This window comes from Dyadobacter soli (genome assembly GCF_900101885.1).
GTDB classification, from domain to species: Bacteria; Bacteroidota; Bacteroidia; order Cytophagales; family Spirosomataceae; genus Dyadobacter; species Dyadobacter soli.
Genome location: NZ_FNAN01000005.1, coordinates 366,862 through 392,934, shown reverse-complemented (window position 1 = coordinate 392,934; position 26,073 = coordinate 366,862). Strand labels below are relative to the sequence as shown.

The 26,073-nt window shown below is 49.8% G+C and carries 23 protein-coding genes; 14 read left to right on the top strand and 9 right to left on the bottom strand.

All coding sequences use genetic code 11. The features are described from left to right. Nucleotides 1-27: 27 nt before the first annotated feature. Nucleotides 28-486 carry a hypothetical protein gene (locus BLQ88_RS10060; protein WP_090148884.1) on the bottom strand — a complete coding sequence of 153 codons (459 nt, stop codon included), beginning with the start codon at nucleotides 484-486 and terminating at the stop codon, nucleotides 28-30. 232 nt (nucleotides 487-718) lie between these two features. Between BLQ88_RS10060 and BLQ88_RS10055 the strand changes: the two genes are divergently transcribed. Next, nucleotides 719-2,791: a TonB-dependent receptor gene (locus tag BLQ88_RS10055; protein WP_090148882.1), complete on the top strand. Its 2,073-nt coding sequence runs from the start codon at nucleotides 719-721 to the stop codon at nucleotides 2,789-2,791. Then, entirely contained in the window at nucleotides 2,791-3,915 is a 1,125-nt protein-coding gene (gene hemW, locus BLQ88_RS10050) for a radical SAM family heme chaperone HemW (protein ID WP_090148881.1), read from the top strand. The genes BLQ88_RS10055 and hemW overlap by 1 nt, the downstream gene beginning before the upstream one ends. 56 nt (nucleotides 3,916-3,971) lie before the next feature. On the opposite strand, the gene BLQ88_RS10045 is transcribed toward hemW, so the two are convergent. Further along, nucleotides 3,972-4,394, bottom strand: a complete 423-nt coding sequence (locus tag BLQ88_RS10045) for an OsmC family protein (protein WP_090148879.1) — start codon at nucleotides 4,392-4,394, stop codon at nucleotides 3,972-3,974. Nucleotides 4,395-4,663: 269 nt separating this feature from the next. On the opposite strand from BLQ88_RS10045, the gene BLQ88_RS10040 reads away from it, so the two are divergent. Both BLQ88_RS10040 and BLQ88_RS10035 read left to right on the top strand, forming a co-directional pair. Then, nucleotides 4,664-5,200: a hypothetical protein gene (locus BLQ88_RS10040; RefSeq protein WP_090148877.1), complete on the top strand. Its 537-nt coding sequence runs from the start codon at nucleotides 4,664-4,666 to the stop codon at nucleotides 5,198-5,200. An 86-nt stretch (nucleotides 5,201-5,286) separates the two neighbouring features. Beyond that, the gene (locus BLQ88_RS10035) at nucleotides 5,287-5,907 is read left to right on the top strand and encodes a DUF1684 domain-containing protein (RefSeq protein ID WP_090148875.1); all 621 of its coding nucleotides are present in this window, start codon (nucleotides 5,287-5,289) and stop codon (nucleotides 5,905-5,907) included. A 57-nt stretch (nucleotides 5,908-5,964) separates the two neighbouring features. Here the strand turns inward: BLQ88_RS10035 and BLQ88_RS10030 are convergent, their stop codons facing one another. Next, nucleotides 5,965-6,516: a YcxB family protein gene (locus tag BLQ88_RS10030; protein WP_176884963.1), complete on the bottom strand. Its 552-nt coding sequence runs from the start codon at nucleotides 6,514-6,516 to the stop codon at nucleotides 5,965-5,967. 238 nt (nucleotides 6,517-6,754) lie between these two features. Here BLQ88_RS10030 and BLQ88_RS10025 point away from each other — a divergent pair, with 238 nt between their 5' ends. The 6 genes from BLQ88_RS10025 to BLQ88_RS10000 all read left to right on the top strand — a co-directional run bounded on the left by BLQ88_RS10025 (nucleotide 6,755) and on the right by BLQ88_RS10000 (nucleotide 12,012). Beyond that, the gene (locus BLQ88_RS10025; protein ID WP_090148873.1) at nucleotides 6,755-8,809 is read left to right on the top strand and encodes a BatA domain-containing protein; all 2,055 of its coding nucleotides are present in this window, start codon (nucleotides 6,755-6,757) and stop codon (nucleotides 8,807-8,809) included. A gap of 80 nt (nucleotides 8,810-8,889) precedes the next feature. Then, nucleotides 8,890-9,165 carry a hypothetical protein gene (locus tag BLQ88_RS10020; protein WP_143016825.1) on the top strand — a complete coding sequence of 92 codons (276 nt, stop codon included), beginning with the start codon at nucleotides 8,890-8,892 and terminating at the stop codon, nucleotides 9,163-9,165. Between the two features lies 1 nt (nucleotide 9,166). Then, nucleotides 9,167-9,547 (top strand): type II toxin-antitoxin system VapC family toxin, encoded by a 381-nt coding sequence (locus BLQ88_RS10015; RefSeq protein ID WP_090148869.1) that lies wholly within the window; start codon nucleotides 9,167-9,169, stop codon nucleotides 9,545-9,547. A 119-nt stretch (nucleotides 9,548-9,666) separates the two neighbouring features. Beyond that, a complete protein-coding gene (locus tag BLQ88_RS10010) occupies nucleotides 9,667-10,806 on the top strand; it encodes a 5-(carboxyamino)imidazole ribonucleotide synthase (RefSeq protein ID WP_090148868.1) in 1,140 nt (379 codons plus the stop codon). 9 nt (nucleotides 10,807-10,815) lie between these two features. Beyond that, nucleotides 10,816-11,307 (top strand): 5-(carboxyamino)imidazole ribonucleotide mutase, encoded by a 492-nt coding sequence (gene purE / locus BLQ88_RS10005; RefSeq protein ID WP_090148866.1) that lies wholly within the window; start codon nucleotides 10,816-10,818, stop codon nucleotides 11,305-11,307. A 60-nt stretch (nucleotides 11,308-11,367) separates the two neighbouring features. Beyond that, nucleotides 11,368-12,012: a LysM peptidoglycan-binding domain-containing protein gene (locus BLQ88_RS10000; RefSeq protein WP_090148865.1), complete on the top strand. Its 645-nt coding sequence runs from the start codon at nucleotides 11,368-11,370 to the stop codon at nucleotides 12,010-12,012. A gap of 102 nt (nucleotides 12,013-12,114) precedes the next feature. Here BLQ88_RS10000 and BLQ88_RS09995 read toward each other — a convergent pair whose 3' ends face one another. Both BLQ88_RS09995 and BLQ88_RS09990 read right to left on the bottom strand, forming a co-directional pair. Next, nucleotides 12,115-15,027 (bottom strand): outer membrane beta-barrel protein, encoded by a 2,913-nt coding sequence (locus tag BLQ88_RS09995; protein WP_090148863.1) that lies wholly within the window; start codon nucleotides 15,025-15,027, stop codon nucleotides 12,115-12,117. Between the two features lie 279 nt (nucleotides 15,028-15,306). Beyond that, a complete protein-coding gene (locus tag BLQ88_RS09990; RefSeq protein ID WP_090148862.1) occupies nucleotides 15,307-18,921 on the bottom strand; it encodes a PAS domain S-box protein in 3,615 nt (1,204 codons plus the stop codon). A gap of 88 nt (nucleotides 18,922-19,009) precedes the next feature. On the opposite strand from BLQ88_RS09990, the gene rsmA reads away from it, so the two are divergent. Beyond that, nucleotides 19,010-19,810, top strand: coding sequence for a 16S rRNA (adenine(1518)-N(6)/adenine(1519)-N(6))-dimethyltransferase RsmA (gene rsmA, locus BLQ88_RS09985; protein WP_090148860.1), 801 nt, complete (start codon nucleotides 19,010-19,012; stop codon nucleotides 19,808-19,810). Between the two features lie 67 nt (nucleotides 19,811-19,877). Next, nucleotides 19,878-21,230, top strand: coding sequence for a magnesium transporter (gene mgtE, locus BLQ88_RS09980; protein ID WP_090148858.1), 1,353 nt, complete (start codon nucleotides 19,878-19,880; stop codon nucleotides 21,228-21,230). A 20-nt stretch (nucleotides 21,231-21,250) separates the two neighbouring features. Here mgtE and BLQ88_RS09975 read toward each other — a convergent pair whose 3' ends face one another. Genes BLQ88_RS09975 through BLQ88_RS09970 form a run of 3 tightly spaced genes read right to left on the bottom strand, consistent with a single transcriptional unit; the run spans nucleotide 21,251 to nucleotide 23,328 of the window. Next, nucleotides 21,251-22,678, bottom strand: a complete 1,428-nt coding sequence (locus BLQ88_RS09975; RefSeq protein ID WP_090148857.1) for an L-serine ammonia-lyase — start codon at nucleotides 22,676-22,678, stop codon at nucleotides 21,251-21,253. A 21-nt stretch (nucleotides 22,679-22,699) separates the two neighbouring features. Next, nucleotides 22,700-22,867 carry a hypothetical protein gene (locus BLQ88_RS36720; protein WP_176884962.1) on the bottom strand — a complete coding sequence of 56 codons (168 nt, stop codon included), beginning with the start codon at nucleotides 22,865-22,867 and terminating at the stop codon, nucleotides 22,700-22,702. Between the two features lie 20 nt (nucleotides 22,868-22,887). Beyond that, the gene (locus BLQ88_RS09970; protein ID WP_090148855.1) at nucleotides 22,888-23,328 is read right to left on the bottom strand and encodes a DUF6934 family protein; all 441 of its coding nucleotides are present in this window, start codon (nucleotides 23,326-23,328) and stop codon (nucleotides 22,888-22,890) included. Between the two features lie 175 nt (nucleotides 23,329-23,503). Here BLQ88_RS09970 and dtd point away from each other — a divergent pair, with 175 nt between their 5' ends. Continuing rightward, a complete protein-coding gene (dtd, locus tag BLQ88_RS09965) occupies nucleotides 23,504-23,956 on the top strand; it encodes a D-aminoacyl-tRNA deacylase (protein WP_090148854.1) in 453 nt (150 codons plus the stop codon). Between the two features lie 120 nt (nucleotides 23,957-24,076). Next, nucleotides 24,077-24,403, top strand: a complete 327-nt coding sequence (locus BLQ88_RS09960; RefSeq protein ID WP_090148852.1) for a nucleotide pyrophosphohydrolase — start codon at nucleotides 24,077-24,079, stop codon at nucleotides 24,401-24,403. Between the two features lie 66 nt (nucleotides 24,404-24,469). On the opposite strand, the gene odhB is transcribed toward BLQ88_RS09960, so the two are convergent. After that, a complete protein-coding gene (gene odhB / locus BLQ88_RS09955) occupies nucleotides 24,470-26,065 on the bottom strand; it encodes a 2-oxoglutarate dehydrogenase complex dihydrolipoyllysine-residue succinyltransferase (protein WP_090148850.1) in 1,596 nt (531 codons plus the stop codon). Nucleotides 26,066-26,073 lie beyond the last annotated feature (8 nt).

Here is a 26,073-nt window from a genome sequence, read left to right as displayed (position 1 = left end):
CATTATTCCATAACCCTCATCAATTTATTAGTCGTTCAGATCCGCTTTCACTTTGGCGATCTTTTCTTTGGTGTTGGCCTTGAACTCGTCCCACTTATCGGCAGTCTCGTTCTGAGCGCGTTTCCAGGAAGCCTGCAACTCTTCTTTCTCTGCATTCAACTCCTTTTTGCGTTCTTTCCATTTGGCTTTTTCCTTGTCGGCCGCTTTGTCCATCTTGGCGTCGGCTTCCTCTATTTTACGGTCCAGCTTGCCGATCGCGTCGTCGATATCCCTTTTCAATTCGTCTTTATCTTCCTTCACTTTGGCCTCAAAATCATCCCCTGCTTCCTTGATATCGGCTTTGGCATCGGCCACGTTTTCGTCCATATCGTTTTTAGCTTCCTCCACGGTTTCATTTGCGGAGTCTTTTGTTTTCTCTGAACAGCTCGTCAGTGACAATGATCCGACGAGTAACAGAGAGGCGACAATCCAGGTGATCTTTTTCATGTTTTCGGGTATTAAAAGTTGGTTTCAATTATTGTGTGATTGCTTTGGGATAAACAAAAACCTTACCAGTGCTTAGAACCGTTACCGGCGTACTTTTTGTAGAAAATTCTTCTCAGACCGCCGGAAGTCGTTGAACTTCGCACCAAACAGCACGGTTAAGCGCATAGCGAGTGTTGAAACTGTTGGCATTTATGATCAGATTTGTATTTTATTAATATACTCCTAAACCTATATGTTCAAAATCTCTATTACCGGCGCTTTGGCCGCTTTTATCATTTTCCACGATTCCGGGCCCGCCCTGGCCCAAAGCGATTCGCTGCAAGCGCGCGAACTGCGCGAGGTTACCGTACACGCATTTGAATCCGAAAAAGACCCGCTTACCACCACCGCCACGGTAGGAATGCTTACACCGCGCTCGCTGGGACGGTTTCCCAATTACACATGGGCCAATGCGGTGAACACCATTCCCGGTGTACGCATGGAAGAGCGCTCACCCGGCAGTTACCGGTTTTCGGTACGGGGAAGCCTGATACGGTCGCCGTTTGGGGTGCGCAATGTGAAATTTTACTGGAATGGCATTCCCTTCACCGACGCGAGCGGTAATACGCCTTTAAACTCCGTCGATTTTGGTGCTATCCAGAGTATGGAAGTGATCAAAGGCCCCGGTAGCAGCATTTACGGTGCCGGTACCGGCGGCGTGGTGCTCATGCAAAGCCGACCCGACAATCCGATTCAGAACCGGGTGGAACAAAGTGCGAGTTTTGGCAAATACGGTTTCCAGAGCCGCAATTCTACCTTGCAGATCGGTGATATTTCGATTCAATACGGCCATAGCGAACAGGACGGCTACCGTGCACAAAGCGGCATGGTGCGCGATGCGATACGGTTTACGTCATCTTCCAATATCGGAGAAAAAGGCACATTGTCGCTGCTGGGAATGTACTCCGATCTGTATTACCAGACGCCGGGAGGCATCAACCTTGCCCAATACCAGGCCGATCCCAAACTAGCACGCCAGCCGACGCCGACCGTACCGGGTAGCGAGGCACAAAAAGCGGCTATTTACACGCGTTTAGCATTGCTGGGCGGTAATTACGTATTGCAATTGTCCGACAAATGGACGCAATCCACGGCGTTGTATCTGACCTTCACCGATTTTGCGAATCCATTCATTTCTAACTTTGAAAAACGAGATGAAAACGGTATCGGAGGACGGAATATCTGGCAAAACAAATCGGAATTTGGTAATGTGAAGACCAACTGGACGAGCGGCTTTGAATGGCAGTACGGCAAATCGGCGCAGCGTAATTACGATAACAAAGGCGGCGTTGCGGACAAGCAGCAAACCGTCGAGGATATTCGCACCGCCAATCTCTCGGTTTTCAGCCAGCTGGAAGCGACTTTGCTCACCGACCTTACTGTGAGCGCCGGTTTGAGTTATAATACTTCGAAATACAAATACGAGCGCTATTTCCCGCTCCCATTCAACGAAGATCAGAAGACATTCGACGGCATATTCATTCCACGCTTTGCCGCCAACAAGGTGATCGCGGGCAACTGGTCGGTTACGGCATCGTACAGCGGCGGGTTCTCCCCTCCTACCTTGCAGGAAGTGCGGCCGTCGGCAGGTGGTTTCCGGAAGGATCTGGAAGCGGAAAAAGGTTTTAACACCGAAGTCGGCATCCGCAAAGCCGGGAAGGTCATTTCGGGAGAGATCAGTTTGTACCACTTCGGATTGCGCAATGCGATCGTGCGCAGGCTCGACGAGGCGGGCGCGGAATATTTTATTAATGCAGGTAAAACCAAACAGCGTGGCGTTGAATGGACGGTTAACTGGGACATTCTTTCCAATCCGCAGCTGCCCGTCATCCTGAAACTCTGGAATACCGGCACTTACACCAAATATACCTATGAGGAGTTCCAGCAGGCCGATGTTGACCTGAGCGGGAAACTCATCCCGGGCATTCCGCGTTTCTCCCAATCGACGGGCCTCGATGTGTTGCTCAGATACGGCATTTCGGCATTCCTGACTTACCAGCACGGTGATTCGTTTTACCTGAACGACGCAAACACGGTCAAAAACACGTCTTACAACCAATGGATGGCGCGCGTGAGCTGGAAAAAGAGCTGGGGACAGCATTTTTACAGCGAGTTGTCGGCATCCGCGGAGAAAGTCAACGCGGGCATTTACAGCCTTGGCTACGACCTGAACGCATTCGGTAACCGCTACTATAACAGCGCGCCGAAAAACAACCTCTGGGCCGGTGTGAAGATCGGCTGGGAGTGGCAGAAAAATAACAGATAATGCATTTATACATCCATATCCCCTTTTGCAAACAGGCTTGCCATTATTGCGATTTCCATTTCAGTACCAACACCGCCAACAAACGGGCCGTCGTGGAGGCCATTGCGCGGGAGATCGCTTTGAGGAAAGCCTATTTGCCGGATGGGGATATGGAAACCATTTATTTCGGCGGCGGCACTCCCTCGATGCTCGACGAAGCCGAACTACATTCCCTGCTTGAAACGATTCACACGCATTTCCGCGTCGCACCCAATGCCGAGATTACCCTCGAAGCCAACCCGGACGACCTGAATGCGGCCACGCTTCAAATGTTTGCCAAAGCGGGCATTAACCGCCTGAGCATCGGCATTCAATCCTTCCACGAGCCACATTTGCGTTTTATGAACCGTGCGCATTCCGCGCTGGAAGCCGAGCAATGCGTGAAACTGGCCCAGGATGCCGGTATCGACAATATTTCCATCGATTTGATCTACGCCATTCCCGCCGACGATCATAGCATTCTTTTGACCGACCTTTCGAAAGCATTTACATTAAATGTGCCGCACATTTCTGCCTATTGCCTCACTATCGAGCCGCAAACGGCATTTGGCAGTTGGCTGAAAAAGAAGAAGATCAGGCCCATCGAAGAAGAATATGCGGCACAGCAGTTTGAAATACTGGTTCAATCCCTTGGTGAGAATGGCTACGAGCAGTATGAGATCTCGAACTTTGCAAGAAATGGCCGATACAGTAACCACAACAGCTCCTATTGGAAGCAGCATCCCTATCTGGGTGTGGGCCCGAGCGCGCACTCGTACAATGGCGCGAGCCGCGAGTACAATATTTCCAACAATGCCAGATACCTGGAAGCACTTCAAAAAGACGCTATTCCGGCAACCATAGAAACGCTTTCGCCCGCCGACCAGACCAACGAATACCTGCTCACCGGGTTGCGCACGAAATGGGGTGTTGAACTAGATAAGCTGGAAACGCTTTCGGTGGGAGCATTTGCATTACAGGCCAATGCAGAACTGGGAAGAATGACCCGGAAAGGCTGGATCAGGGAGGAAGCAGGGATATTGGTACTCACCGAAGCCGGCAAACTCTTTGCCGACCGCATTGCCAGCGATCTTTTTATCGACTAAAAAGGGAATCGCCACACTGCAAGCAGCATGGCGATTTCCTGGAATTGAATAACTTATTAGCCTACCAGCTCGGCATTCAATGTAATTTCCGTGTTGAGCAACTGGGAAATAGGGCATTCTTTTTTCGCTTTGTCGGCTACTTCCGCGAACTGCTCGGCGCTGATACCCGGAACTTGCGCTTTCAGTTCGATCGCGCTTTTCACGATTTTGCCCTGTGCCGGATCGAGAGAAATGGTAGCAGTAGCATTCAGTTCGTCGGCAGTGAAACCGGCAGCATTCAGTTCGAAGCTCAGTTTCATGGCGAAACATCCGGCGTGCGCAGCGGCAACCAGTTCTTCGGGGTTTGTGCCCTTACCATCTGCGAAACGGGTATTGAAAGAGTACTGGGTATTTTCCAGAACTGTGCTCTGCGTGCTGATCGTACCTGTACCTTCTTTGCCGGTACCTTTCCAAATGGCTGTTGCTTTACGGTTAATCATCGTTGTTTCTTGTTAATGTTAGTTGATTCTAAAATCGTTGTTTCCGGGAAAAGTAGCATGCAAACGATATCTACGCAAACATTACCTTCATTAAAAATACAATAATTACTTACCGTCCTCTGTTCCAGTGTATGCCCCCCTCTGATGCGTGGAACGGCATTTTTTAGTTAATAAAGGTTAATGCCCGATCGGGATTTAAACTTTATAATTGCATCATCATCTAATCACAAAAACTTAACAGATTTCTCAATTCTTTCAACTCACAAGTCATGAACAGAAAATTCTTGCCCCTGCTGTTACTCGCTGTCGTCGCATTATTCCAAAGCTGCCGTGGTCCGAAAGGCGATCCGGGACCGAACGGAGGCGACGTGCTGGGAATCACTTTCGACATCACCAAAGTAAACTTTACTGCTGCCAATAACTGGGGCTTCGTCCTTAATTTCGACCAGGAAGATATTGAAGTGTTGCCTTCCGACGCCGTGCTCGTATATGTGCATTGGGACACCATAGACGGCCTCAAATCATATCAACCGCTGCCGCAAACAGCATTTGGTAACAATGGCCTCATCGTTACTTACAGTTTCAACCGCACCGATAAGGATATGGAGATCTTTGTGGACTCAAACGTTGACCGATCCAGACTCGCTACCGATTGGACCAATGATTTTGAGTTCCGTGTGGTAGTGGTACCTGCCGATTTCCTGCAGGGACGTGCGAATGCGGAAGTAGATTTTAACAACTACGAGTCCGTTGTGAAGGCATTCAATATCGACGAGTCGAAAATCAAGAAAATTTCAGCCCGATAGTTCAATAAGTTCCCCCGCTTTTGGGTTTCTGGAATAATTTTTATAAAATCCGGTAAAAATTACCGGATTTCTTTTTTCCCTAACTTATGAAAGTTGTTTTAAGCACACTGTTAATAGTTCTGGTCGCGGCGTTTGGATCACAAGCACAAACTTTTACCGAAGAGACTAGTCAGTACCGAAAACATTACAAGGAGGAGTTCCTGCATTCGGAGAACTCGCCGCTCAAAGAGGCGGACCTGCCCTATTTGCAGTTCTACGCGCCCGATTCGTCGTACCGCGTGGAAGCACATTTCGAAAAGGCCAAAAGCAAGTCGTTCGAAATGCCGACTTACAGCGGAATGAACAAAACGTACGTCAAATACGGGGTACTGAAATTCAGGGTCAATGGCAAGAAACAAAAGCTGACTGTTTACCGCAGCCTTAGCTTGCAACAGCTGGCCAAATACAAAGATTATCTTTTTGTCCCCTTCAAAGACAAAACCAACGGCGCCGAAACCTACGGCGGCGGCCGCTATATCGACCTTAAAACGACCGATCTGAAAGACGGCAAATGCATTCTCGACTTCAATAAGGCCTATAATCCTTATTGCGCATACAGCACCGGCTACAACTGCCCGATCCCGCCGTTGAATAATCACCTGGCGATCTCAGTGCCGGCAGGCGAAAAGAATTTCACCAAGCATCACCAGGAGGCAAGTATTAAATAACCGCCCACAAAAAAGGCCCGACTTTACTAGCCGGGCCTTTTTTGTGAATGCCGTCGATCAGGCTTTCAATAGTTCTTTCTGCTTCAGAATACGCTCAAAAACCTTGATATCGTGCTCTGTATTAAAGATGGAGAATGGCAAATGCAGGAACTGTCCTTTTGAAATAACCAGTACATAAGCGTCTTTGTCCTTGTAACCGTCCAGGATCTGCTCCCATTTCATCACGCTTCCTTCCTTCGCATTGAGCTTCATGAGGATCTGGCGGTTATCGATCTCGTAGGAGAATTTCTCAAACATCGGCTTGTATTGCGCAAGCTGCGTGATGCCGGTGAACTGGATCAGCCAGAAGAGCACATAGAGGATCGAAGCTACGACAACCGTGATGTAAATCCACAAATTGGGATACACACCTGTGAGGCTGATTACCGCATTGATCAGGATCAGGGCCACGGGTATCATTACCCATTTGAGCTGCGTTTTGAAAAAATAACGCATGGCCAGTGAAATGTATTTTTGGGTAGGTAAGGCGTACTTCTTGGTACGAACCGCAGCCGGGTTCGTAGGCATTTGATAGACGGGCTGGTGTTTGTTTACCGAAACTTTGGCCATAACTCAGTTTAAATTAACGATCTTCTCTGTTTGCAACGGCGCTTTGAACTATTGTCCGGGCAAAATGAAGTGCAAAGTTAGAAAAAAGCGTCCGAGATATGAGAAAGGTCGGGAAATAAAAAACTGTTATGAGAAAATGGTGTAATTTGTCTTTACTAACTGCGTTGAACATTTGAAAAGTGTCGTTTTGAAGCCATATTGGGCAACTGAACACTTATAAAAGACTATCCTAAGCTACATGAGTTTCCTTTTTCCGTCCTTCCTGTGGGGTTTGCTGGCGATATCGGTTCCGATTGCCGTACACATTTTCAATTTCAGGCGGACGAAACGGATCTATTTTACGAATGTCGCATTTCTGAAAGCGGTTGAAACGCAAACGAAGTCCATTCGTCAGATCAAACATTGGCTCGTGATGGCGGCCAGGATACTGGCCATCGCCTGTCTTGCATTCGCATTCTCGCAGCCGTTCATTCCCGCGGAAAGCAACGTGGCCGTCGACAGACGGGGTATTACCAGCTTGTACCTGGATAATTCGCTGAGCATGGAAAGTGAGCTGAACAACAAGCGCTACCTCGACATTGCCACCGGCCGCCTCGGCGATTTATTGGGTTTGTTCAAAAACGCGACCTCACTGCAACTCGTCACCAACGATTTTTCCGCCCAGGAGCAGGGCCTCTACCCCGCCGAAAAGCTCCGCGACCGCCTGACGACCATTAGCCTCTCGGGCACACCGCGCACGCTCGAACAGGTATACAAGCGCCAGGAAAACCTGATGGCCCGGCATTCCCAATCGGGCAAAAACCAGCTTTTCTGGTTCTCGGATTTCCAGAAAAGCACGGTAGGAGATCTTTCAAGCATCCAAACCGATTCCACCAACCAGATTTTCCTTGTACCGGTGCAAGCCGAGGCCGAGAAGAATGTATTCGTGGATTCCGCCTGGCTGAACACGCCATTCATCCGGGAGCTTCAAAACAATATCCTTTTTGTAAAGGTGAGCAATTCCGGCAACCGCGAGGCCCGGAATGTGGTGTTGAAACTGAGCCTCGATAATACGCAGGCATCCACGGCCTCGGTTAATGTGCCTGCGAACGGCAGCGCGACGGCCAAATTCAACTTCAATCTAAAAGGGAAAGGTTATAAAAAGGGACAGATTACCTTCGACGATTTCCCGGTTACTTTTGATAACGACTACTATTTCGTGCTGAATGCCTCCCCGCTCATCCGCGTGCTGCACGTGTACGGGCAAAAGCCGGAAGGTAATTATATCGAGAATGTGTATGCGAACGACAGCCTCTTCACATTACAAAGTTATAGCGCGCAGAATGTCGATCCGGGGCTGATCAAAAACTCGGATTTGGTGGTACTGGAAGGCGTCACGCAGCTTTCGGGTACTTTGCCACAGGATTTGCAGGACTTTGTACGGCAAGGCGGCAGTCTGGCGGTGATCCCTCCCGCTACACCGGCAGTCGACAGTTATGGCCGTTTTTTGAGCGGACTGGGCATTAACGGCATTACTTCCGAAAAAGCGCAGGCACCGCTTCCAATCGCCGTCCCCGATCGCAACAATCCGTTTTTCAGCGATGTTTTCGAGGAATCGATGCGGCAGGAAATGAACCTCAACCTGCCGGGTGCATTGCCTGTTTGGAGCTGGGCCAATGCCGGGCAGCAACTGCTTACTTTGCGCAACGGACAAACTTATCTCAACCAGGTGCTTTCGGGCTCGGGCAAAACTTACCTTTTTGCCGCGCCGCTGGGCCAGGAAAATGGTAATGTAGCGCAGCACGCGATTTTCGTGCCGGTAATGTATAAAATCGCCGCTTCGAGCGTCCGTCAGCAGCGTACTTCCTTCACTTTCGATGAAAACCCGATCAGCCTGACCGTCGATAAGCCGAAGCCCAATTCCGTCTACAAATTGAGACGGAATAAAACTGAAATCATTCCTGTGCAACGTGTGGCCGGCAACCAGCTCCTGCTCGAAATCCCTCAGGGCGAACAGACTGCCGACGGCCTCACCGCCGGCTATTTCGAAGTAGTCCTTGACAATAAAACCGAGCAGATCATCGCCCTCAACCACAACCACGCCGAGTCCAAACTGCAATACTACTCCCCCGACGAGCTCCGGGCCGCATTCTCGGGCAAAAAGAACGTCCAGGTCTTCGACCGCATCGACGACGACGCCTTCTCAACCGCCTTCCAGCAGCAGAATATGGGAACTAACCTTTGGAAGTTCTTCCTGTACGCTGCGCTGTTCTTCTTGCTGGTGGAGATTGGCTTGATTCGGTTTTTAAAATAGCAATTATCCTGTGACAATTTAACGGCTTTTCGATCCGGGAGGGAATGCGTAATTTTGTGAAAATCAAAAATAACACCACTATGAAAACACCTTCCCAAAACAGGTCAGCCGGAAAGCATGGCAATGCCTTGCAAGCAGTGCCCTATCTTGATCTCGAAGCAACAAATGCTTCTCAACTCCATGAACCTGTTGGTTCCTACGCACGACTCGATCCCGCTACACATGGGCGCATCATTTGTGAGGAACTAACGCCCGAAGAAGAAGCAATGGCCGACGATCCCAATGTAAAGCCTTTTTCACATGTTGGTGATTCTGCCGCCTATGTAAGAAGGATTCGTCGCGATTTCAGATGTTGACATGCTTTTGCTGGATACCAACATCCTCATCGACTATCTGAGAGGGAAACAGCCTGCTATCGAATTTATAGACTGCATCGGCAAGCACGGTTTCGCTGTCAACACGATCGTGGTTCTGGAACTTTACAACGGGTGTTTAAACAGAGCTGAGTTGGCGAAAATCCGTCGTTTGCTCAATGGCTTCATGCATTTTGATTTGAATGAGGCTATTGCAAAAGCGGCTACCGAAATCGGCCACTCGTTTGCATTGTCGCATTCGGTGACCGCGTCGGATGCGCTGATTGCCGCGACCGCGCTGATTTACAATCTGGAACTACGCACCGCAAACCTGAAAGATTTCAGAATGATTCCGGGACTGAAAGTTTCAAATGCATTGTTATAACCGCATTCTCCCAGCGACAAGCCCACATCACCCGGTGTTTCCCAACCAGACATTTACCCAACATTCCTTTCATCTCCCATCTTTTTAAACCAATTTTGCGGGAAAATATCATTTCATAAATGCTTTCATCCCGAATTGGAATTCTTGGCGGCGGGCAGCTGGGGCTTATGCTTCTGCAAGCGGCCGTCGACTGGAACCTCGATATTCACGTGCTCGACCCGGACGCAGAAGCGCCGTGCCGGAAAATAGCACCCCACTTTACCCAGGGTTCGCTGCAAGATTTTGACACCGTTTATAACTTCGGTAAGGACCTCGACGTCATTACCATTGAAATCGAAAAGGTTAACGTTGAAGCGCTCGAAGCGCTCGAAAAGGAAGGCAAAAAGGTGTACCCGCAGCCTTCGGTGATCCGCCAGATACAGGATAAACGCATTCAGAAGCAGTTCTACGCAGAAAAACAGCTTCCTACCGCTGAATTTATCCTCACAGAAAACCGCGAGGATGTTTCAAACTATATCTCTTTTTTACCCGCATTCCACAAACTCGGAAAAGACGGTTATGACGGGCGCGGGGTGCAAAGACTGACTTCCGCCGATGACCTCGACAAGGCATTCGATAAACCCGGCCTGCTTGAAAAAGCGGTACCATTCGAAAAAGAACTGGCGGTAATCGTGGCCCGCAATGCAAAGGGCGAGATGGAGACGTTTCCAACCGTGGAAATGGTGTTCCATCCCGAGCACAACCTGGTTGAATACCTTTTTGCCCCTGCGGAAATCAGTGAGGAAGTGAATGCCAAAGCGCAGGAAATCGCGCGGAAAACGGCTGAGTCCTTTCAGATAGTAGGGTTGCTGGCAGTAGAGCTGTTCCTCACACCCGAGGGAGAAGTGCTGATTAACGAAGTAGCGCCACGCCCGCATAACAGCGGCCACCATACCATCCGCGCGAATGCGACCTCGCAATATGAACAGCATTGGCGCGCGATCCTGAACCTGCCGCTGGGTAGCACGCACGCGTACGGGCCCTCGGCAATGGTGAATTTGCTGGGTGAGGACGGGTATGAAGGCCCGGCTGTTTATGAAGGAATGGAGAAACTGCTTGCAACGCCGGAAGTATTCCCGTTCCTTTATTGGAAAGCGCTCACCAAGCCGTTCCGCAAAATGGGCCATATTACGATCATGGATGCCGACATCGCTTCATTGAAAGCCAAAGCGGATTTCGTGAAGAACAATATCAAAGTAATCAGTCACAAAACGAAGTAACATATACCAATGGTAGGGATTATCATGGGCAGCCTTTCCGACAGAAAGGTAATGCAACTGGCCGCAGACGCTTTGACGGAACTGGGCGTTTCATATGAAATGGAGATCGTATCCGCGCACCGCACACCGGAGCGCATGCTGGAATACGCAGCGTCGGCGCGTAGCCGCGGATTGCAGGTCATCATCGCAGGTGCAGGCGGAGCTGCGCATTTGCCGGGCATGGTCGCGTCATTGACGTCCCTTCCGGTAATTGGAGTGCCGGTATTGTCAAGTAATTCGATCGATGGCTGGGATTCGGTGCTTTCTATCCTGCAAATGCCTGCGGGCGTGCCGGTGGCGACAGTAGCGCTGGATGGTGCCAGAAATGCCGGAATCCTCGCTGCCCAGATCATCGGAGCGAGTGATGCGGACGTCGCAAAAAGGCTCGATGCATTCAAAGAAGGCCTGAAAGAGAAAGTTGCAGTGATGAACGAGGAATTGAGAAATCAACTTGGAAACTAGGTTGTCTTTATTATTTTCGTAGAAAATTAACTCCACTAAAAAATAGAATCTGGCCAGGTTATGGAAGACGAATTCCCGAAGAAAAGAAATATCCGTCCTACTGAAAAGTCGAATCTGCCTATTGTTACTTTGCTCGTGTTGGTGTTGCTGGTATTGGCAATGCTTTACGTCGGTTACGAATATATTTCCGACAGTTCTTCCAGTTCCGAAGAGCTCACTTCGGTAGTCGTGGATTCCACACTGGAAGAAAGCGCGGCCGAGCCTGTCAGTGATGAACCGGCGCCTGTGGACGAGCCAGCGGACGAAACCAAGCCTGAGCCGGTCAAAGAAAAAACCGAGGAGCCGAAAAAAGAAGAACCTAAAAAGGCGGAAAAACCCGCTATTTCGGCTTCATCAATTGGTGGAGAACAAATAACGCATACCGTAAAGAGTGGTGAGACGTTTTCGAGCATTGCTTCCCGTTATAACCTTAAAACTGAAACTTTGCAGGGGCTCAATTCTTCCGTTTCCGATGTAAAAGCAGGTACGACGAAGTTGAAAATACAGGTTAAGGCTGTACATACCGTAGGTGCCGGCGACGTACTTCGTGTAGTTGCCAGTAAGTACGGCATTACCAAGGACGCATTGATGAAAGCGAACGGTAAAACGCGCGACTTCTCCGAAAGAGGCGAAAAGCTTATCATTCCTTTCCCCGACAAAAAATAGCTTTCAATATTCTCAAAGGCATTTCAGCATTCCTGAAAGCAAAGAATCCCGGAGCCTGACGCCCCGGGATTTTCTTTGCACTGAAATGAAGGGTTTAATGTCTTAATTGTTGAACCCACGGCCTCCGCCTTGTCCGCGGTCGCCGCCGCCGCCACCCATTCCGCCACCGCGGGGGAAGCCGCCGCCATCAAAGTCACGTCTTCTGTAATTGCCGTCGTTGTTGGAAGGCGTCTTGCCAAAGTTTCTAAGCGTGTAAGTGAATGTGAGCATAGCGTATTGGGTGAGCACGCGGTTGGTCACGTCCTGCACGTAAGTCTCGGTAACATTGCGGGTAATGCTGTTGTTTTGTTTAAGAATATCGAAAACAGTCAGTTTCAGCTCGCCTGCATTGTTTTTCAGGAATTTCTTGCCTACGCTGGCATTCCAGAGCGTAAAATTCTGGTTGAAGCCCGCACCCAAACCACGGTACGACTGGTTGTTGATATCGCTTTGGAATACAAATCCTTTTCCAAAAATCCAGTTCACGCGGGCCGTAATGCCTTGTGTGTAATAGTTATTGTTCAAATTGGGCTGAATAGTATTTCGCACCACATTATAATTACCTGAGTATGAAACGGTAAAGTCCAGCTTCTCGCTAATATTGCTGCTCACCACCAGCCCTTGCGAAATCGCGTACGTGTTCGAGTAGTTCGGCACATAGTTGATCATACCCGGCGACCGCACGTAGTTGAAACCGGTCGTCACATTTACATTCAGTTTCAAAGGCGCAATAGGCTTTCCGTAGGCGATGAACGACCGGGCATTCCAGCTGCCATCCACGTTGATCGGTGCGGTGAATTTGGCGCCTCGTTCGAGGAAAATACCATTGGGCAATGTCTCCGGCTTTTGCGCAATGTACGTCGAATTCACAATCGCATTATTGGTCTGCGTCACGAAAATCATCGCATTGAAACTGTAAGGTCTCTTCGCACCGGCCAGCGAGTAGCGGACGTTGACCATGTTGCGGTATTCCTGCTTCAAATCGGGGTTACCGGCTGTGAGCGACAATGGATTACTGTTATCAATCACGTTCTGCAACTGTGAAATGGACGGTTGGTTGGTCGAGCTGCGGAAGAATGCCCGGAACTGCGCGCCTTCTTTCGAGCGGTAATTGATCATGGCATTGGGCAAAATGTTGGTAAACGATTGGTCGACCTTGTTATTAATCGGCGCCAGTTGCTGGCTATACAGGCCGGTATTTTGAAAATCGAGCCCAATGTTAGCCGACCAGCTGTTTTTACGGTAACGATAGCCCAAACCTGCCCGGTTGGTAATGTAGCGGTTATCGAAATTATTTGTCAAAAGCGAATCCAGATCCGAATAGGTGCCATCGTCATAGCTCATATTGTAAGTATCCTTATTCGAATTGCTGTTTTGAACCGTTAATCCGTAATTGAACTGCAATTGGCCGGTGGTACTGATCGGCTCGGTATACACGAAGTTGCCGCCCAATGTGATCCTGTCCGAGTGCGTAAAGCTGCGCTGATCGATCGTGTCGCCACGCATTACGGTATCGCCCAGCGCGAGGTTGTCGAAATAGGTATTTCTCGAATACAGGTCGCGGCGGCCGTTTCTGTCGTTGATCTGCGTATTTAAATTGAAGGAAACCGTACGGCCTTTTTTCTCGAATGCGTGGCGGAACAAAATGTCGTTGGAGAAATTATAGCCCTTATTGGCATTGCCCTGGCTGTTGTCGGAACTGTTGACATTGCTGCCGTCCGATGCTAGTGTAGTCAACCCCGCCTTCACGCTTCCCGAATGGTTGTTCTGAAAGCTCAGTCGCGGTGTGATAATGAGTGAGTTTTTAGGATCGATATTGTACTCGATGCGGAAATTCAGGCGGTGATTGGAGTTGGTGGTGTTAGTGCGGCTATTTTCTCTGTAAAACTGGTTCCCTGCGCCGCCTTGCAGAAAATACTCCTGCGAAAGGCCCTGCACATTGCTATTACTGGTTCTGTTGAAAAAATAGCTGCCGCTTAGTTCGAGCTTTTTGCCGATCTGATTGGAATAATTTAGACCAAACGAGTTGGTACCCGTGATCCCGCTCTGGTTGCCTACGAGAAAGTTACCCGCAGAACCGCCGCCACCACGGTTACCGCCTCCGCCTCCCGAAACTCCCAGCAAATCCTGGCTGGAAAAGTTCTGGTTATTGATATTATTGCTCAACCCGATGACGGATATACGCTGGTTGCCTTTGAAGAAACTCACATTACCGCCGGCCTGGTACCGGTCATCGAGGCCGTAGCCTGCGAATACCTTACCAAACTTGCCCATCCGCTTGTCGGCCCGGGTGACGATGTTGATGGTTTTCTGCCCATTACCATCATCAAAACCCGTGAACTGCGCCTGGTCGCTCAGTTTATCGAACACCTCAATTTTGTCGACAACTTCCGCGGGGAGGTTTTTGAGGGTCAATGCGGCATCGTCGCCGAAGAATGGCTTACCATCCACCAAAACCTTGTTAACCGTCTCGCCGTGAGCCGTTACCGTCCCATTTGTAACGGTAATGCCGGGCATTTTCTGGATCAGGTCTTCGGTAGTCGCGTCGCGGTTGACTTTAAATGCCGCTGCATTGAATTGCGTGGTATCGCCCTTCTGCTCCATGGCGGTCACTTGTCCCACCACTTTCACCTCTTTCAGGTTGGCAACGGCCTCCGCGAGGGTAATGGTCCCCAGATTTTCAATGTCTTTGGTAACCGTAACCGACCGGTTGAAATCTTTATAACTTAAATAGGTGATTTTAACAAGGTAGGAAACCTGCTTCGACAGCCCGGTAACAGTGAATTTGCCATTCACATCCGTCGTCACATATTCGGGTTTCGCGTCCGGGGTGTTGCGGCTCACCGCCACATATGCGCCTACTACCGCTTCATGGCTCACACTGTCGACGACAGCGCCGGTAATCTGTGCATTTTGCGCGAATGCCGGAGCGGCGAAACCGGCTAGCAGGAGGACGAGGAATGTAAATCTGTTCATGACTGTAAAGGTTTATTGCTGGTTAGAGCTCCCTTGGTTACCAAAGTTTAATGCACTTCAACAATAAAACCCTACAATCGACAGTTCAGGACATTTTCCCAGACAAACAGCCAATTTTCACCGACGAACAGCCCACCTCCAAAGAACCAACAAGCATCGCTTAAACACCCGCGATTGGCCTTTCCTCCCCACCTATCACCGTCCATGGTCCATGGTCTATGGTCAATCGTCCTCTATCCGTAACCAACAGCCGTCGGTGGTCGGCGGTCGGTGGTCGGCCTACTTCAACCACTCCCCTAACAATCCCTTATAACTTGCCAAAAACCGCTTATAGGCATTTTCCAATGCCGGTAGCGCCTCTGCGAGCGTACTCGTATCGTCCGATTTGAGCCGCCATTCGGCATCCCGTGCAATTTCAGCTACCTGCGAAACGCCTACCGTGCCCCCGCTTCCTTTGAGGGTATGCAAATTACTTTTCACTGTTTTGATATCGCCGTTCTTAAAAGCCTCCAAAGCGCCCGCTACCAGTTCGTCCGATTCTCCGACAAAATCCTCAAACACCGACCACACCAGATCCGCACCGCCAATACCGGCCAGCTGATCGATGATCTCCTTGTCGAGCACCGGTACCATCGCCTCCTGAGCGATTTCTTTTTGCTTTTGTTCGAGCTTGCGGTTTTCGAGATTTCCCATCAGCTCCTTCACCTTTTGCACGAGCGTCTGCGCGCGGATGGGCTTGGCAATATAATCGTCCATGCCCTGGCTCATAAATCGGTCGCGGTCCTCCTTCATGGAATAGGCCGTCATGGCAACGATGGGTCCCAGGCCTTTTGAAAAGCGCTTTTTGAGCTCCTGGGTCGTTTCCACACCGTCCATATCGGGCATTTGGATATCCATGAAGATAATATCATAGCCTTTGGCATCGGAGTGGTATTTCTTCTCCACCATTTCAATGGCCTTAAAACCACTTTCGGCGAGATCCGTTTCACAACCCGATTTTTTGAGAATTTCGTTCGCAACCTTCCGGTTCACCGCATTGTCGTCGACGAGCAGGATCGACGGGTGGTAGTCGGCGAATACGTCCTCGATCGGCGTATCTTCCTGCTGAATGATCGTGCTGACCTGTGCTATCGATGTTTCCTTTGTTTCAAATGTAAACCAGAAGGTACTACCCTCCCCGAGCGTCGATTCGACGCCTATTTCCCCATTCATTAATGCACAAAGCTGTTTGGAAATGGCGAGTCCGAGGCCCGTACCGCCAAACGACTTCCGTGAAGAGTTGTCGAGTTGGGTAAATGAGGTAAACAAAATCTGCTTGTCGGTCGCGCTGATCCCGATCCCGGAATCCTGCACTTCCACTTTTATCTTATGAAATAATCCTTCTTTTTTCTCCAATGTGAGAAACACCTTTACCGAGCCATTCTCGGTGAATTTCAATGCATTGGATGTCAGGTTGGACATAATTTGCAGCAACCTCGTCTGGTCCGCAATGATGAACTTCGGAATATCCGGCGCAATATGATACGAAAGCGTATTTCCTTTGCTTTTAGCTGTTTGACCAAAAAGCGAAACCAGTTTGAGCAGCAATTCCTCTACCGCGATCGGCGCCTCGTGCAACTCCATTTTGCCCGCCTCTATTTTGGAAAGGTCAAGAATGTCGTTCAAAATGTTCAGCAGCGTTTCCGACGACCGCTTGATTGTGAGCACGTAATCCTTTTGTTCCACATTCAAAGGTGTCTCGCCGAGCAAATCGATCATCCCGATCACCCCGTTCATCGGTGTGCGGATTTCGTGGCTCATGTTGGCTAAAAATCCTTCCTTCACTTTCAGCGAGCGCTCTGCATGTTCCTTAGCTTTCAGAAGCTCCAACTCGTTGCGTTTCAACTCGGTAATGTCGCGGGCGAGCACGGCTACTTCGGTCGGTTTACCTTTGTCGTTGGTAAACATCAGCATATTGATCATAAACTGACGCTCGGTACCGTCTTTCCGGTACATGGTAATCTCGAAGTTGCGCAGACTTTTGGTTTTCCGAAGCCGGATCAGCGCGGAGTGAATGCGCTTTTTATCCGCAAAAAACTCGGTAATCTTATGCCCGATCACCTCACCCGGTAAATATCCGAGCCGTTTCAATACCGACTGGCTGATCATCGTGATCTCGCCCATGCGGTTAATACGGCAATAAATGTCCTGCAAGTTTTCAAAAATACCCCTGAAAAGCTCCTCGCTGTGCCTTAGAGAGAGCTCGGCCTCTTTCCGGCGGGTAATGTCGCGTGCAATACCAGATACCTCCTCGATCACGCCGTCGGCATAATGGATCGGGTTCAGGTAAAATTCCAGCCACATTTCTCCCGCGTCTTTCCGGTCGATCTTGAACTCGAAATACTGTGGCTCGCCACGCAACGCCTGCCGGTATTTGGTTTCGAGCGTCCGGCGGTTGCTGTTACCAACCATCCGCCACCCGAATTTCTCCGCGCTGGATTGCAGCGACGGACGTACACCGAGCTGATTATGAATCAGATCCGCGTAGTTCCGGTTAAACGAAGTGAGTTGCAGTGATTTATTCACCGACCAAATCAAATGCGAGCTGCTATCGAAAATCGCATTCAAGCGTGCGAGGTATTTGCTTAGCTCCTCCTCGCTTTGCTTGCGGGCAATCGCCATCGCCACCTGCCCGGAAATGAATTCCAGCAATTCGAGGTCGCGCGTGTCGAACATATTGGGGTCGTCGTAAGATTTCACCCCGATAATCCCGGTCACCCGGTCGCCTATACGCAGGGGCACGCACAGAAGCACCTTGGGCGTGACGCCGTAGAGATACAGGCTGTTCGTTTTGGCCAGCTTTTCAATGTCCGTATCGGAGAGAAAAAGCGGCTTGTTCGAAGCGATCGCATATTCCGTCAGACCGTTACCCAGTTTCCGTTTGGTAAACCGTACATTCCCTTTGAAATACTGATCTACATAATAGGGAAAGTAAATGAAGCTTTTGCTCGGGTCGTACAATGCAATGAAGAAGTTCCTTACATCGATGATCTTGCCCAGTTCGTCATGAATACCGTGATAAAATTCGTCGAGGTTTTGGGTATTGACCGTCCAGTTGGCAATGCTGTAATACAGGTTCTGCGCTTTTTCAGCCCTTATCTTTTCTGTAAAATCATTTAAAATGCAGCGAAATGCGGTCGGTTTGCCATTATCGAAACGGCAGTTCACACTACCTGCTACAAATACCTTTTTCCCGTCGCGGTTCATGAAAACCGCCTCGAAGCTCGGATTGGCAATGCCCTGCTCGATCCGTTTGAGCTGTTCGAGGGCCTCTTCCTTGTGCTGCGGGTGCAGAATATCTTCCATCCGCATCGAAGCGATCTCGTCCAGCCCATAACCGAGCACCTCGCGCCAGGCTTTGTTCACAAATATGAATTTGCCGTCGATCGCGACGAGCTGGATCAAATCGCTGGTATTATCCACCAGATCCTGCAACTGCGAATTGGATTTGGCAATGGCGGATTCCATTCTCCGGCGCCGGGTAATGTCGTCGCCTACGAGTGTAATGCATTCTACATCCCCATTTTCCTGGTGCATCAGCACCGAGTTAATGGAGAATGTCCGTAACGTTCCCTTCTGAGCCAGAAATGGCACTTCACGCTGTTCGAGCTTGCGTTTTCCCTGAATACCCTCTTCGAGCATTTGCCTTACCTCGTGTTCCTCTTCTTTCGGGATCAGCTTGTCGAAAATACTAAAACCGATCAGATCCGACTCGTGCCAGCCCGTTTTCATGAGGGCGTGCGGGCTTACGCTGCGGATGGTGAAATCCGGCGAAAAGGTGATGCCGATCAGGTTTAAATGTTGGAGTGTGTGGTGAATAGTCTGCCAGTCGGTTTGGGATAAAATCAGTTCCATGAGTCCCGGTACAATCGCACTTTTAAGTTTCCTTCCAATTCTTTATTCGTTAAATCTACGAATTAAGACGTAATTTTGACTTGTGAAAATGAATTATAAAAAACCGGATGATACCAAAGTGCGGGCCAAAAAGCATCTGGGCCAGCACTTTCTGAAAGATTTGAATATTGCCCAACGCATCGTCGACGGACTGTCCGGCCACGGTGGCTACGACCGCGTCCTCGAAATCGGGCCGGGTATGGGCGTACTCACCCAATTTCTTTTACCCAAAACTACTTTTACCACCCACGTCATCGAGATCGACACCGAGTCTGTCGCCTATCTTGAAAAGCATTACCCGGACCTGGCGCCGCGCATTATCGCAGGTGATTTCCTGAAATTCAATCCAAACGACTATTTCGCGGACAAGTTCGCGATCATCGGGAATTTCCCTTACAACATTTCGTCGCAGATATTTTTCCGCGCACTCGAAATCCGTGACCGCATTCCGGAGATCGTGTGTATGCTGCAAAAAGAAGTGGCACAACGCATTGCATCGCCTCCCGGAAACAAGGATTATGGCATTCTGAGCGTGCTATTGCAGGCATTTTATGACATCGATTACCTCGTATCCGTGCCTCCGGGCGCGTTTGACCCGCCGCCGAAAGTGCAATCGGGTGTGATACGGCTGCGCCGGAATGCGGTGGCGGCATTGGAATGTGATGAAAAACTATTTTTCAGAGTGGTTAAAACTGCATTCAACCAGCGACGCAAAACCCTGCGCAATGCCCTCAAACCGGTAGGCGAAATACCGGATCACCCTTTGCTCAACAAGCGGGCTGAACAATTGAGCGTTCAGGAATTCGTTACGTTGACGCTCCTCGCCCAAAATGCGCAGGCAGCGAACTAAACCCGCTCTCAGGCAGTATATTAAGTAAGCTATAAGCATTTCGCCAATCGCTAAAAGCTCGATTACGATGACGTTCGAATTAACCCAGCTATACGTAGACCACATTCAGGAACTGATTGAAAAAGAGGACTCTTCGGCCATTCGGTCGGAAATGGAGAACCTCTTTCCGGCCGACATCACCAGCTTGCTGTACGAGCTGGAAACGGAAAGCGCCAAGTTCCTGATCAGCCAGCTGAATATCGAAACCGGCGCGGCGATCCTGGCCGACATGGACCGGGACGAACGTCGCAACTTCCTGAAAGCATTTACGTCGGAGGAAATATCGAAGTTCGTCAACCTGTTCGATTCCGATGACGCCGTGGATTTGCTGAAAGAGCAGCCGATCCGCCTGCGCGAAGAAGTAATCGCATTGCTCGAAGACCGCGAACAGGCACGTTTTATCCTCGATTTGCTGCATTACGACGAGGACGTAGCGGGCGGTCTGATGCAGAAAGAGCTCGTCAAAGCCAATGTGAACTGGACTGTGAACCAATGCATTGAGGAGCTACGGACGCAGGCCGAGGATGTCGAGAAAGTGTATGCGGTGTATGTAGTTGATGATTTTGGTAAACTACTGGGTATTCTTTCGCTCAAAAAGATCGTTCTCGCGCACAAAAACACCAAAATCGAAAGCCTGTACGATAAAGACGTCATTTTCGTGGAAACCTACCGTCCGGCCGAAGAAGTAGCCGAGCTCATGCGGCGCTATGACCTCGACGCATTGCCGGTGGTGAATGTACAGGGCAAACTTCTCGGCCGCATTACGATCGATGATATCGTGGATGTGATCACCGACCAGGCGAGTTCGGATACCCTCGCGATGGCGGGTATTACCGGGGACGTCGAGGAAGATGATAGCATCTGGCAACAAACCAAGGCGCGTTTGCCGTGGCTGCTTGTGGGTATGATGGGTGGAATTCTCGCTGCGAAGTTTATCAGCTTTTTTGAAGGTGACCTGAAAATCATCCCTGCTATGGCTGCATTTATTCCTATTATTGGTTCAACCGGCGGGAATGTAGGGATTCAGACGTCGTCCATTATCCTCCAAGGCCTTGCGGACAAGACGGGTATAGATACCACATTAGGCCAGCGTCTGATCAGGATGTTTGCCGTGGCATTCATTAACGGGATCATTATCAGCGCTATCGTATTTGGATTTAATATGCTGATTGGGAATGAATTACAACTGGCACTGGTTGTATCAACTGCTTTAATGTCAGTAGTATTTCTTGCTTCCTTTATGGGCACTTTGACACCCATTTTACTGGAAAAAATCGGTATTAACCCGGCGGTAGCCTCCGGGCCTTTTATTACTACTGCCAATGACCTTATCGGTTATGGGGTGTATTTCGGACTGGCGCATTTATTACTGAAATTGTAGCGCCGACAAGCTTAACCAGTCTAGCACTCGCTCAGACTGATCGGGATATTGACAGCGAGCCCGCCTTCGGAAGTTTCCTTATACCGGTTGTTCATGTCCAAGGCGGTCTGCCACATTGTTTTCACCACATTATCCAGCGAAACCTTCGCATTCTCAGGGTTACTTTGCAATGCAAGTTGAGAAGCGGTAATGGCCTTGATTGCGCCCATTGTGTTGCGCTCAATGCACGGGATCTGGACCAATCCGGCCACCGGATCGCAAGTAAGTCCGAGGTGATGCTCCATGGCAATTTCAGCAGCCATCAGGCATTGCTCCACCGTTCCACCCGAAACCTGTGCCAACCCGGCCGCAGCCATTGCCGACGACACGCCTATCTCCGCCTGGCAACCGCCCATAGCAGCTGAAATAGTCGCGCCTTTTTTAAAAATGCTCCCGATCTCGCCCGCCGTCAGCAAAAACCTGAAAACATCCTCTTCCGTACCGCCGCAGAAGGTCATATAAAATTGAAGCACCGCCGGGATCACGCCGGCCGCACCATTGGTAGGAGCCGTAACCACGCGACTATAAGAAGCATTCTGCTCATTCACCGCTAATGCGAAGCAGCTGACCCAATCCAGGGTATAGTTAAAACCCGAGCCGCTGTTTCGGATCAGTTCGATCCATTCGTCGCAGCCTGCACAGGCGTGACCTTTTAATAGTTTCTGGTTCAATTCGGCTGCTCTCCGCTGGACGTTCAGTCCACCCGGCAACACACCCTTATGCTGACAACCCAGGAAAATACTGTCCTGCATTACCCGCCAGATATTTAGCAAATCCTTCCGTATCGCCGCATCGTTTCTCCAAACCCACTCATTTTCCAGCACTATTTCCCAAATTGCCTTGCCAGTAACGCGGTGCCATTCCAGCAAATCCGAAGCGTTATCGACCGGATAAGGAATTTCCGCAGATGCAGCATTAGCCTCGGCCTCCGGGCCCTCCTGTATCACAAAACCGCCGCCGATCGAGTAATAAGTCTCTTCCAGCACCTTTCCGTCCCCACAGCCAGCCGTAAATGCCACCCCATTCGGGTGAAACGGCAACGACTCCGTTTTGTGGAACACTACATCTGTTTTGGGATTAAAATGAACCTGCATTTCTCCATGCAAGCAAATCGTCTCACTTGCCGCTATATCGGCGAGAATGCGATCGATGGAACTCGTTTCGATCGTCACCGGATCATAGCCGCTCAGACCGAGTATCACCGCAATGTCGGTACCATGCCCCTTGCCCGTTTTGGCCAGAGACCCGTAAAGGTGTACAGTTACATTTTCGACGTTTTGCAGTAGTCCCTTTTCTTTCACCGTACCCAAAAACTGCTGCGCCGCCCGCCAAGGGCCAAGGGTATGCGAACTGGACGGGCCGATGCCTATCTTGAAAATGTCGAAAACGGAAATGCGTTCTGATGTCATTGGGTGGGGATAGACGCAGTACTACGACTTGCTACGCTTTAATAAATGCTCTGGGACGGGGTATTTGGCAAGAATCTCCCTTGCCTTGGCTGTTTTTTTGGGAAACAAGTCGATACCTTGCAACTCGTTGAGGTTCGGAGTTTCACCATTATACTTCCTGCCCTTGGGATTATTAGAATGCTCTTTCATAATTTTTAAGATTTGTAAAATTATAACAATTCTGAAACGAGGAATACTTCATAATTTACATTTTTTTCGAATTTGTGCCACTTCCCATTTAAGAGGCCAAGTATTTCAAACTGCTGACTTATCACGTGATAATTAGTGTTTAGGACAATTTGATACAATCTCGTTCTCGCCGATGTGCTGCCCCTGAATTGAACGGAAACTCCCGGGTTAGCGCGCAAGAAAGCTTTGGTAATTTGTACAACTGTCGATATCACCATTTCCATATCACCATTGTCGGTTACAGCTTTATCATCTATTCCACCAATAGCCGGAGACCAGTCTCCAAAAGCAAGATTGTACAGATTAGCTTTCAACGCTTGGTATTGAACAAGTTTAATAAAGTAGCCTTTCGTGCCTTTACTAATGAACGAATAAAGATTGTGTTCGTCAGAATATATAAATTCATAGTTAGGGTGGTCCATCTGTTAGAGGTCTGCATTGATTGTTTTTTTCAATTTAAATACACAGCAGTTACCTTCTCTAATCGCAGATTCGAACGGTCGACCGCACTGAACCATCGGCTTTTCACCCATCATTCAGCCCATTTTCAAAGATTACCCTTACTTTTGCCGCACTCAAAATCAATACACGATTAACATGATTGCAGTAATCCAGCGCGTCAGCAGCGCTTCGGTGACCATTGATGGGAAGGTGAAAGGGGAAATCAAGACGGGCTTTATGGTACTGCTCGGCGTGACCCATTCCGATCTGCCGGAAGATATAGAATGGCTCGGCAAGAAGATTGTAGGCCTGCGGGTATTCAATGATGAAGAAGGTAAAATGAACCTGGATTTGAAGACAGTCAACGGGGACATTCTGGTGATCAGCCAGTTTACCTTGCACGCAAGTACTAAAAAAGGCAACCGGCCTTCCTTCATCGAAGCGGCCAAGCCGAACATCGCCATCCCGATGTATGAAAAGATGGTCGAGTTCCTCGGCCAGGAGTTAGGAAAGCCGATTCAGACAGGAGAATTCGGCGCGGATATGAAGGTATCTTTGCTTAACGACGGCCCAGTCACCATCGTCATAGACTCAAAAAACAGGATCTGAATGACATTATGTAATCCGCTCATCCCAACTCCACGGCGCATTCAATCATTCAATCATTCAATCATTCCCGTTCCGCGGCGGCTTGTTCCCCGTTCCACGGCGGCTCATTCAAAACTAACCATGACCATTCAGGAAGCACAAGGACAAGTCGATCAGTGGATCAAAACTTACGGCGTACGCTATTTCTCGGAACTGACCAACATGACGATCCTTACCGAGGAGGTAGGCGAGCTCGCGCGCATTATGGCGCGTACGTACGGGGATCAGTCGTTTAAAAAGTCGGATTTGGGAAAAGATCTGGGCGATGAAATGGCCGATGTGCTTTGGGTATTGATATGCCTCGCCAACCAGACGGGCATTAACCTTACCGAGGCATTCGAAAAGAACCTGGCCAAGAAAACCGACCGGGATAAGGACCGCCACAAGCAGAACGAGAAGCTGCAATAGCCCGTAAACAGAACAAGCCCGGAAACCCGGGCCTGCTCTGTTATCTATTTTTCCGAAATGATAATATTACATATCCAGTAACAGACGCATCGGATCTTCGAGCAGCTGCTTCACGCGAACGAGGAAGCTTACCGAATCCTTACCGTCTATCGTGCGGTGGTCGTACGACAACGCCACGTACATGATCGGACGAACGACGATCTGGCCGTCCACTACCACCGGGCGCTCTACGATATTGTGCATACCGAGGATAGCCGATTGCGGTGCATTGATAATCGGTGTTGACATCATTGACCCGAATGTACCGCCATTGGTAATCGTGAAGGTACCACCCGACATTTCGTCCAGGCCAAGTTTACCATCACGCGCACGAATCGCCAAACGAACGATTTCTTTCTCGATTGCCGCAAATGACAGCGTTTCAGCATTACGGATAACCGGTACTACCAGTCCGCGAGGTGTTGAAACAGCCACCGAAATATCAGCGAAATCGTTGTAAACGAGCTCATCGCCATCGATCTGGGCATTGATTACCGGGAAGTCCTTCAACGCCACGGTTACCGCCTTCACGAAGAACGACATGAAACCAAGTCCTACTTCGTGTTTTTCTTTGAATTTATCCTTGAATTTGGAACGCAGATCCATCACCGGCTTCATGTCCACCTCGTTGAAAGTGGTGAGCATGGCCGTTTCATTTTTCACTGCCACCAAACGACGTGCGATCGTTTTACGCAACGACGACATTTTTTCGCGACGCGATGCACGCGCGCCAGCAGGAGCTGGTGCAGCCGCAGGGGCCGAAGCAGCAGCAGGTTTCGCAGTTGCGGGAGCCGTAGCCGGAGCTGCCTTCTCAGCTTTCAAAGCATCGTCTTTCATAATTTTGCCTCCCGAGCCTGAACCGTTCACGTCTTTCGGATCGATTCCCTTTTCTGCAAGGATTTTCGCAGCCACCGGGGAAGCGTGTTTCTCGCTGTAAGCTTTGTCGCCAGCAGGTGCCGCAGCCGCAGGGGCATTTGCCTGTGCTGGTGCAGCCGCAGGTGCTCCGGCAGTTACCGCAATCGTGCAGATAACCGCACCGATCGACAGCGTGTCGCCTTCTTTCCCTACGATCGTCAATATACCCGCAGCTTCTGCCGGGAGTTCGAATGTTGCCTTATCAGATTCCAGTTCGCACAGGATTTCGTCCACAGCCACGTAGTCACCATCTTTTTTGCTCCAAGAAGCAATGGTCACTTCGCTGATAGACTCTCCTACGGCCGGAACTTTCATTTCATAAACCTGGCTGGTTGCTCCAGTGGACACTGCCGCAGGAGCCGCCGTAGGGGCAGGAGCTTCCACTTTTGCTGGCTCAGCAGCTGGGGTTGCCGCAGCAGCCGGAGCCGCAGCTTCCGCCTTCGGAGCCGTTTCTTTCGGAGCAGCGCCATTGGCCGCGTCGATAGTCGCGATCAGGTCGCCGATATTGAGTGTATCGCCTTCCTGGGCTTTAATATGCAATATCCCTTCTGCTTCCGCGGTGAGTTCAAATGTCGCTTTGTCCGAATCCAGCCCGCAGATCACTTCGTCCATCTTTACAAAATCGCCATCATTTTTGAACCAGTTTCCTATCGTAACCTCGGTAATCGACTCGCCAACGGGCGGTACTTTTATTTCAATTTCAGCCATTTTATGTG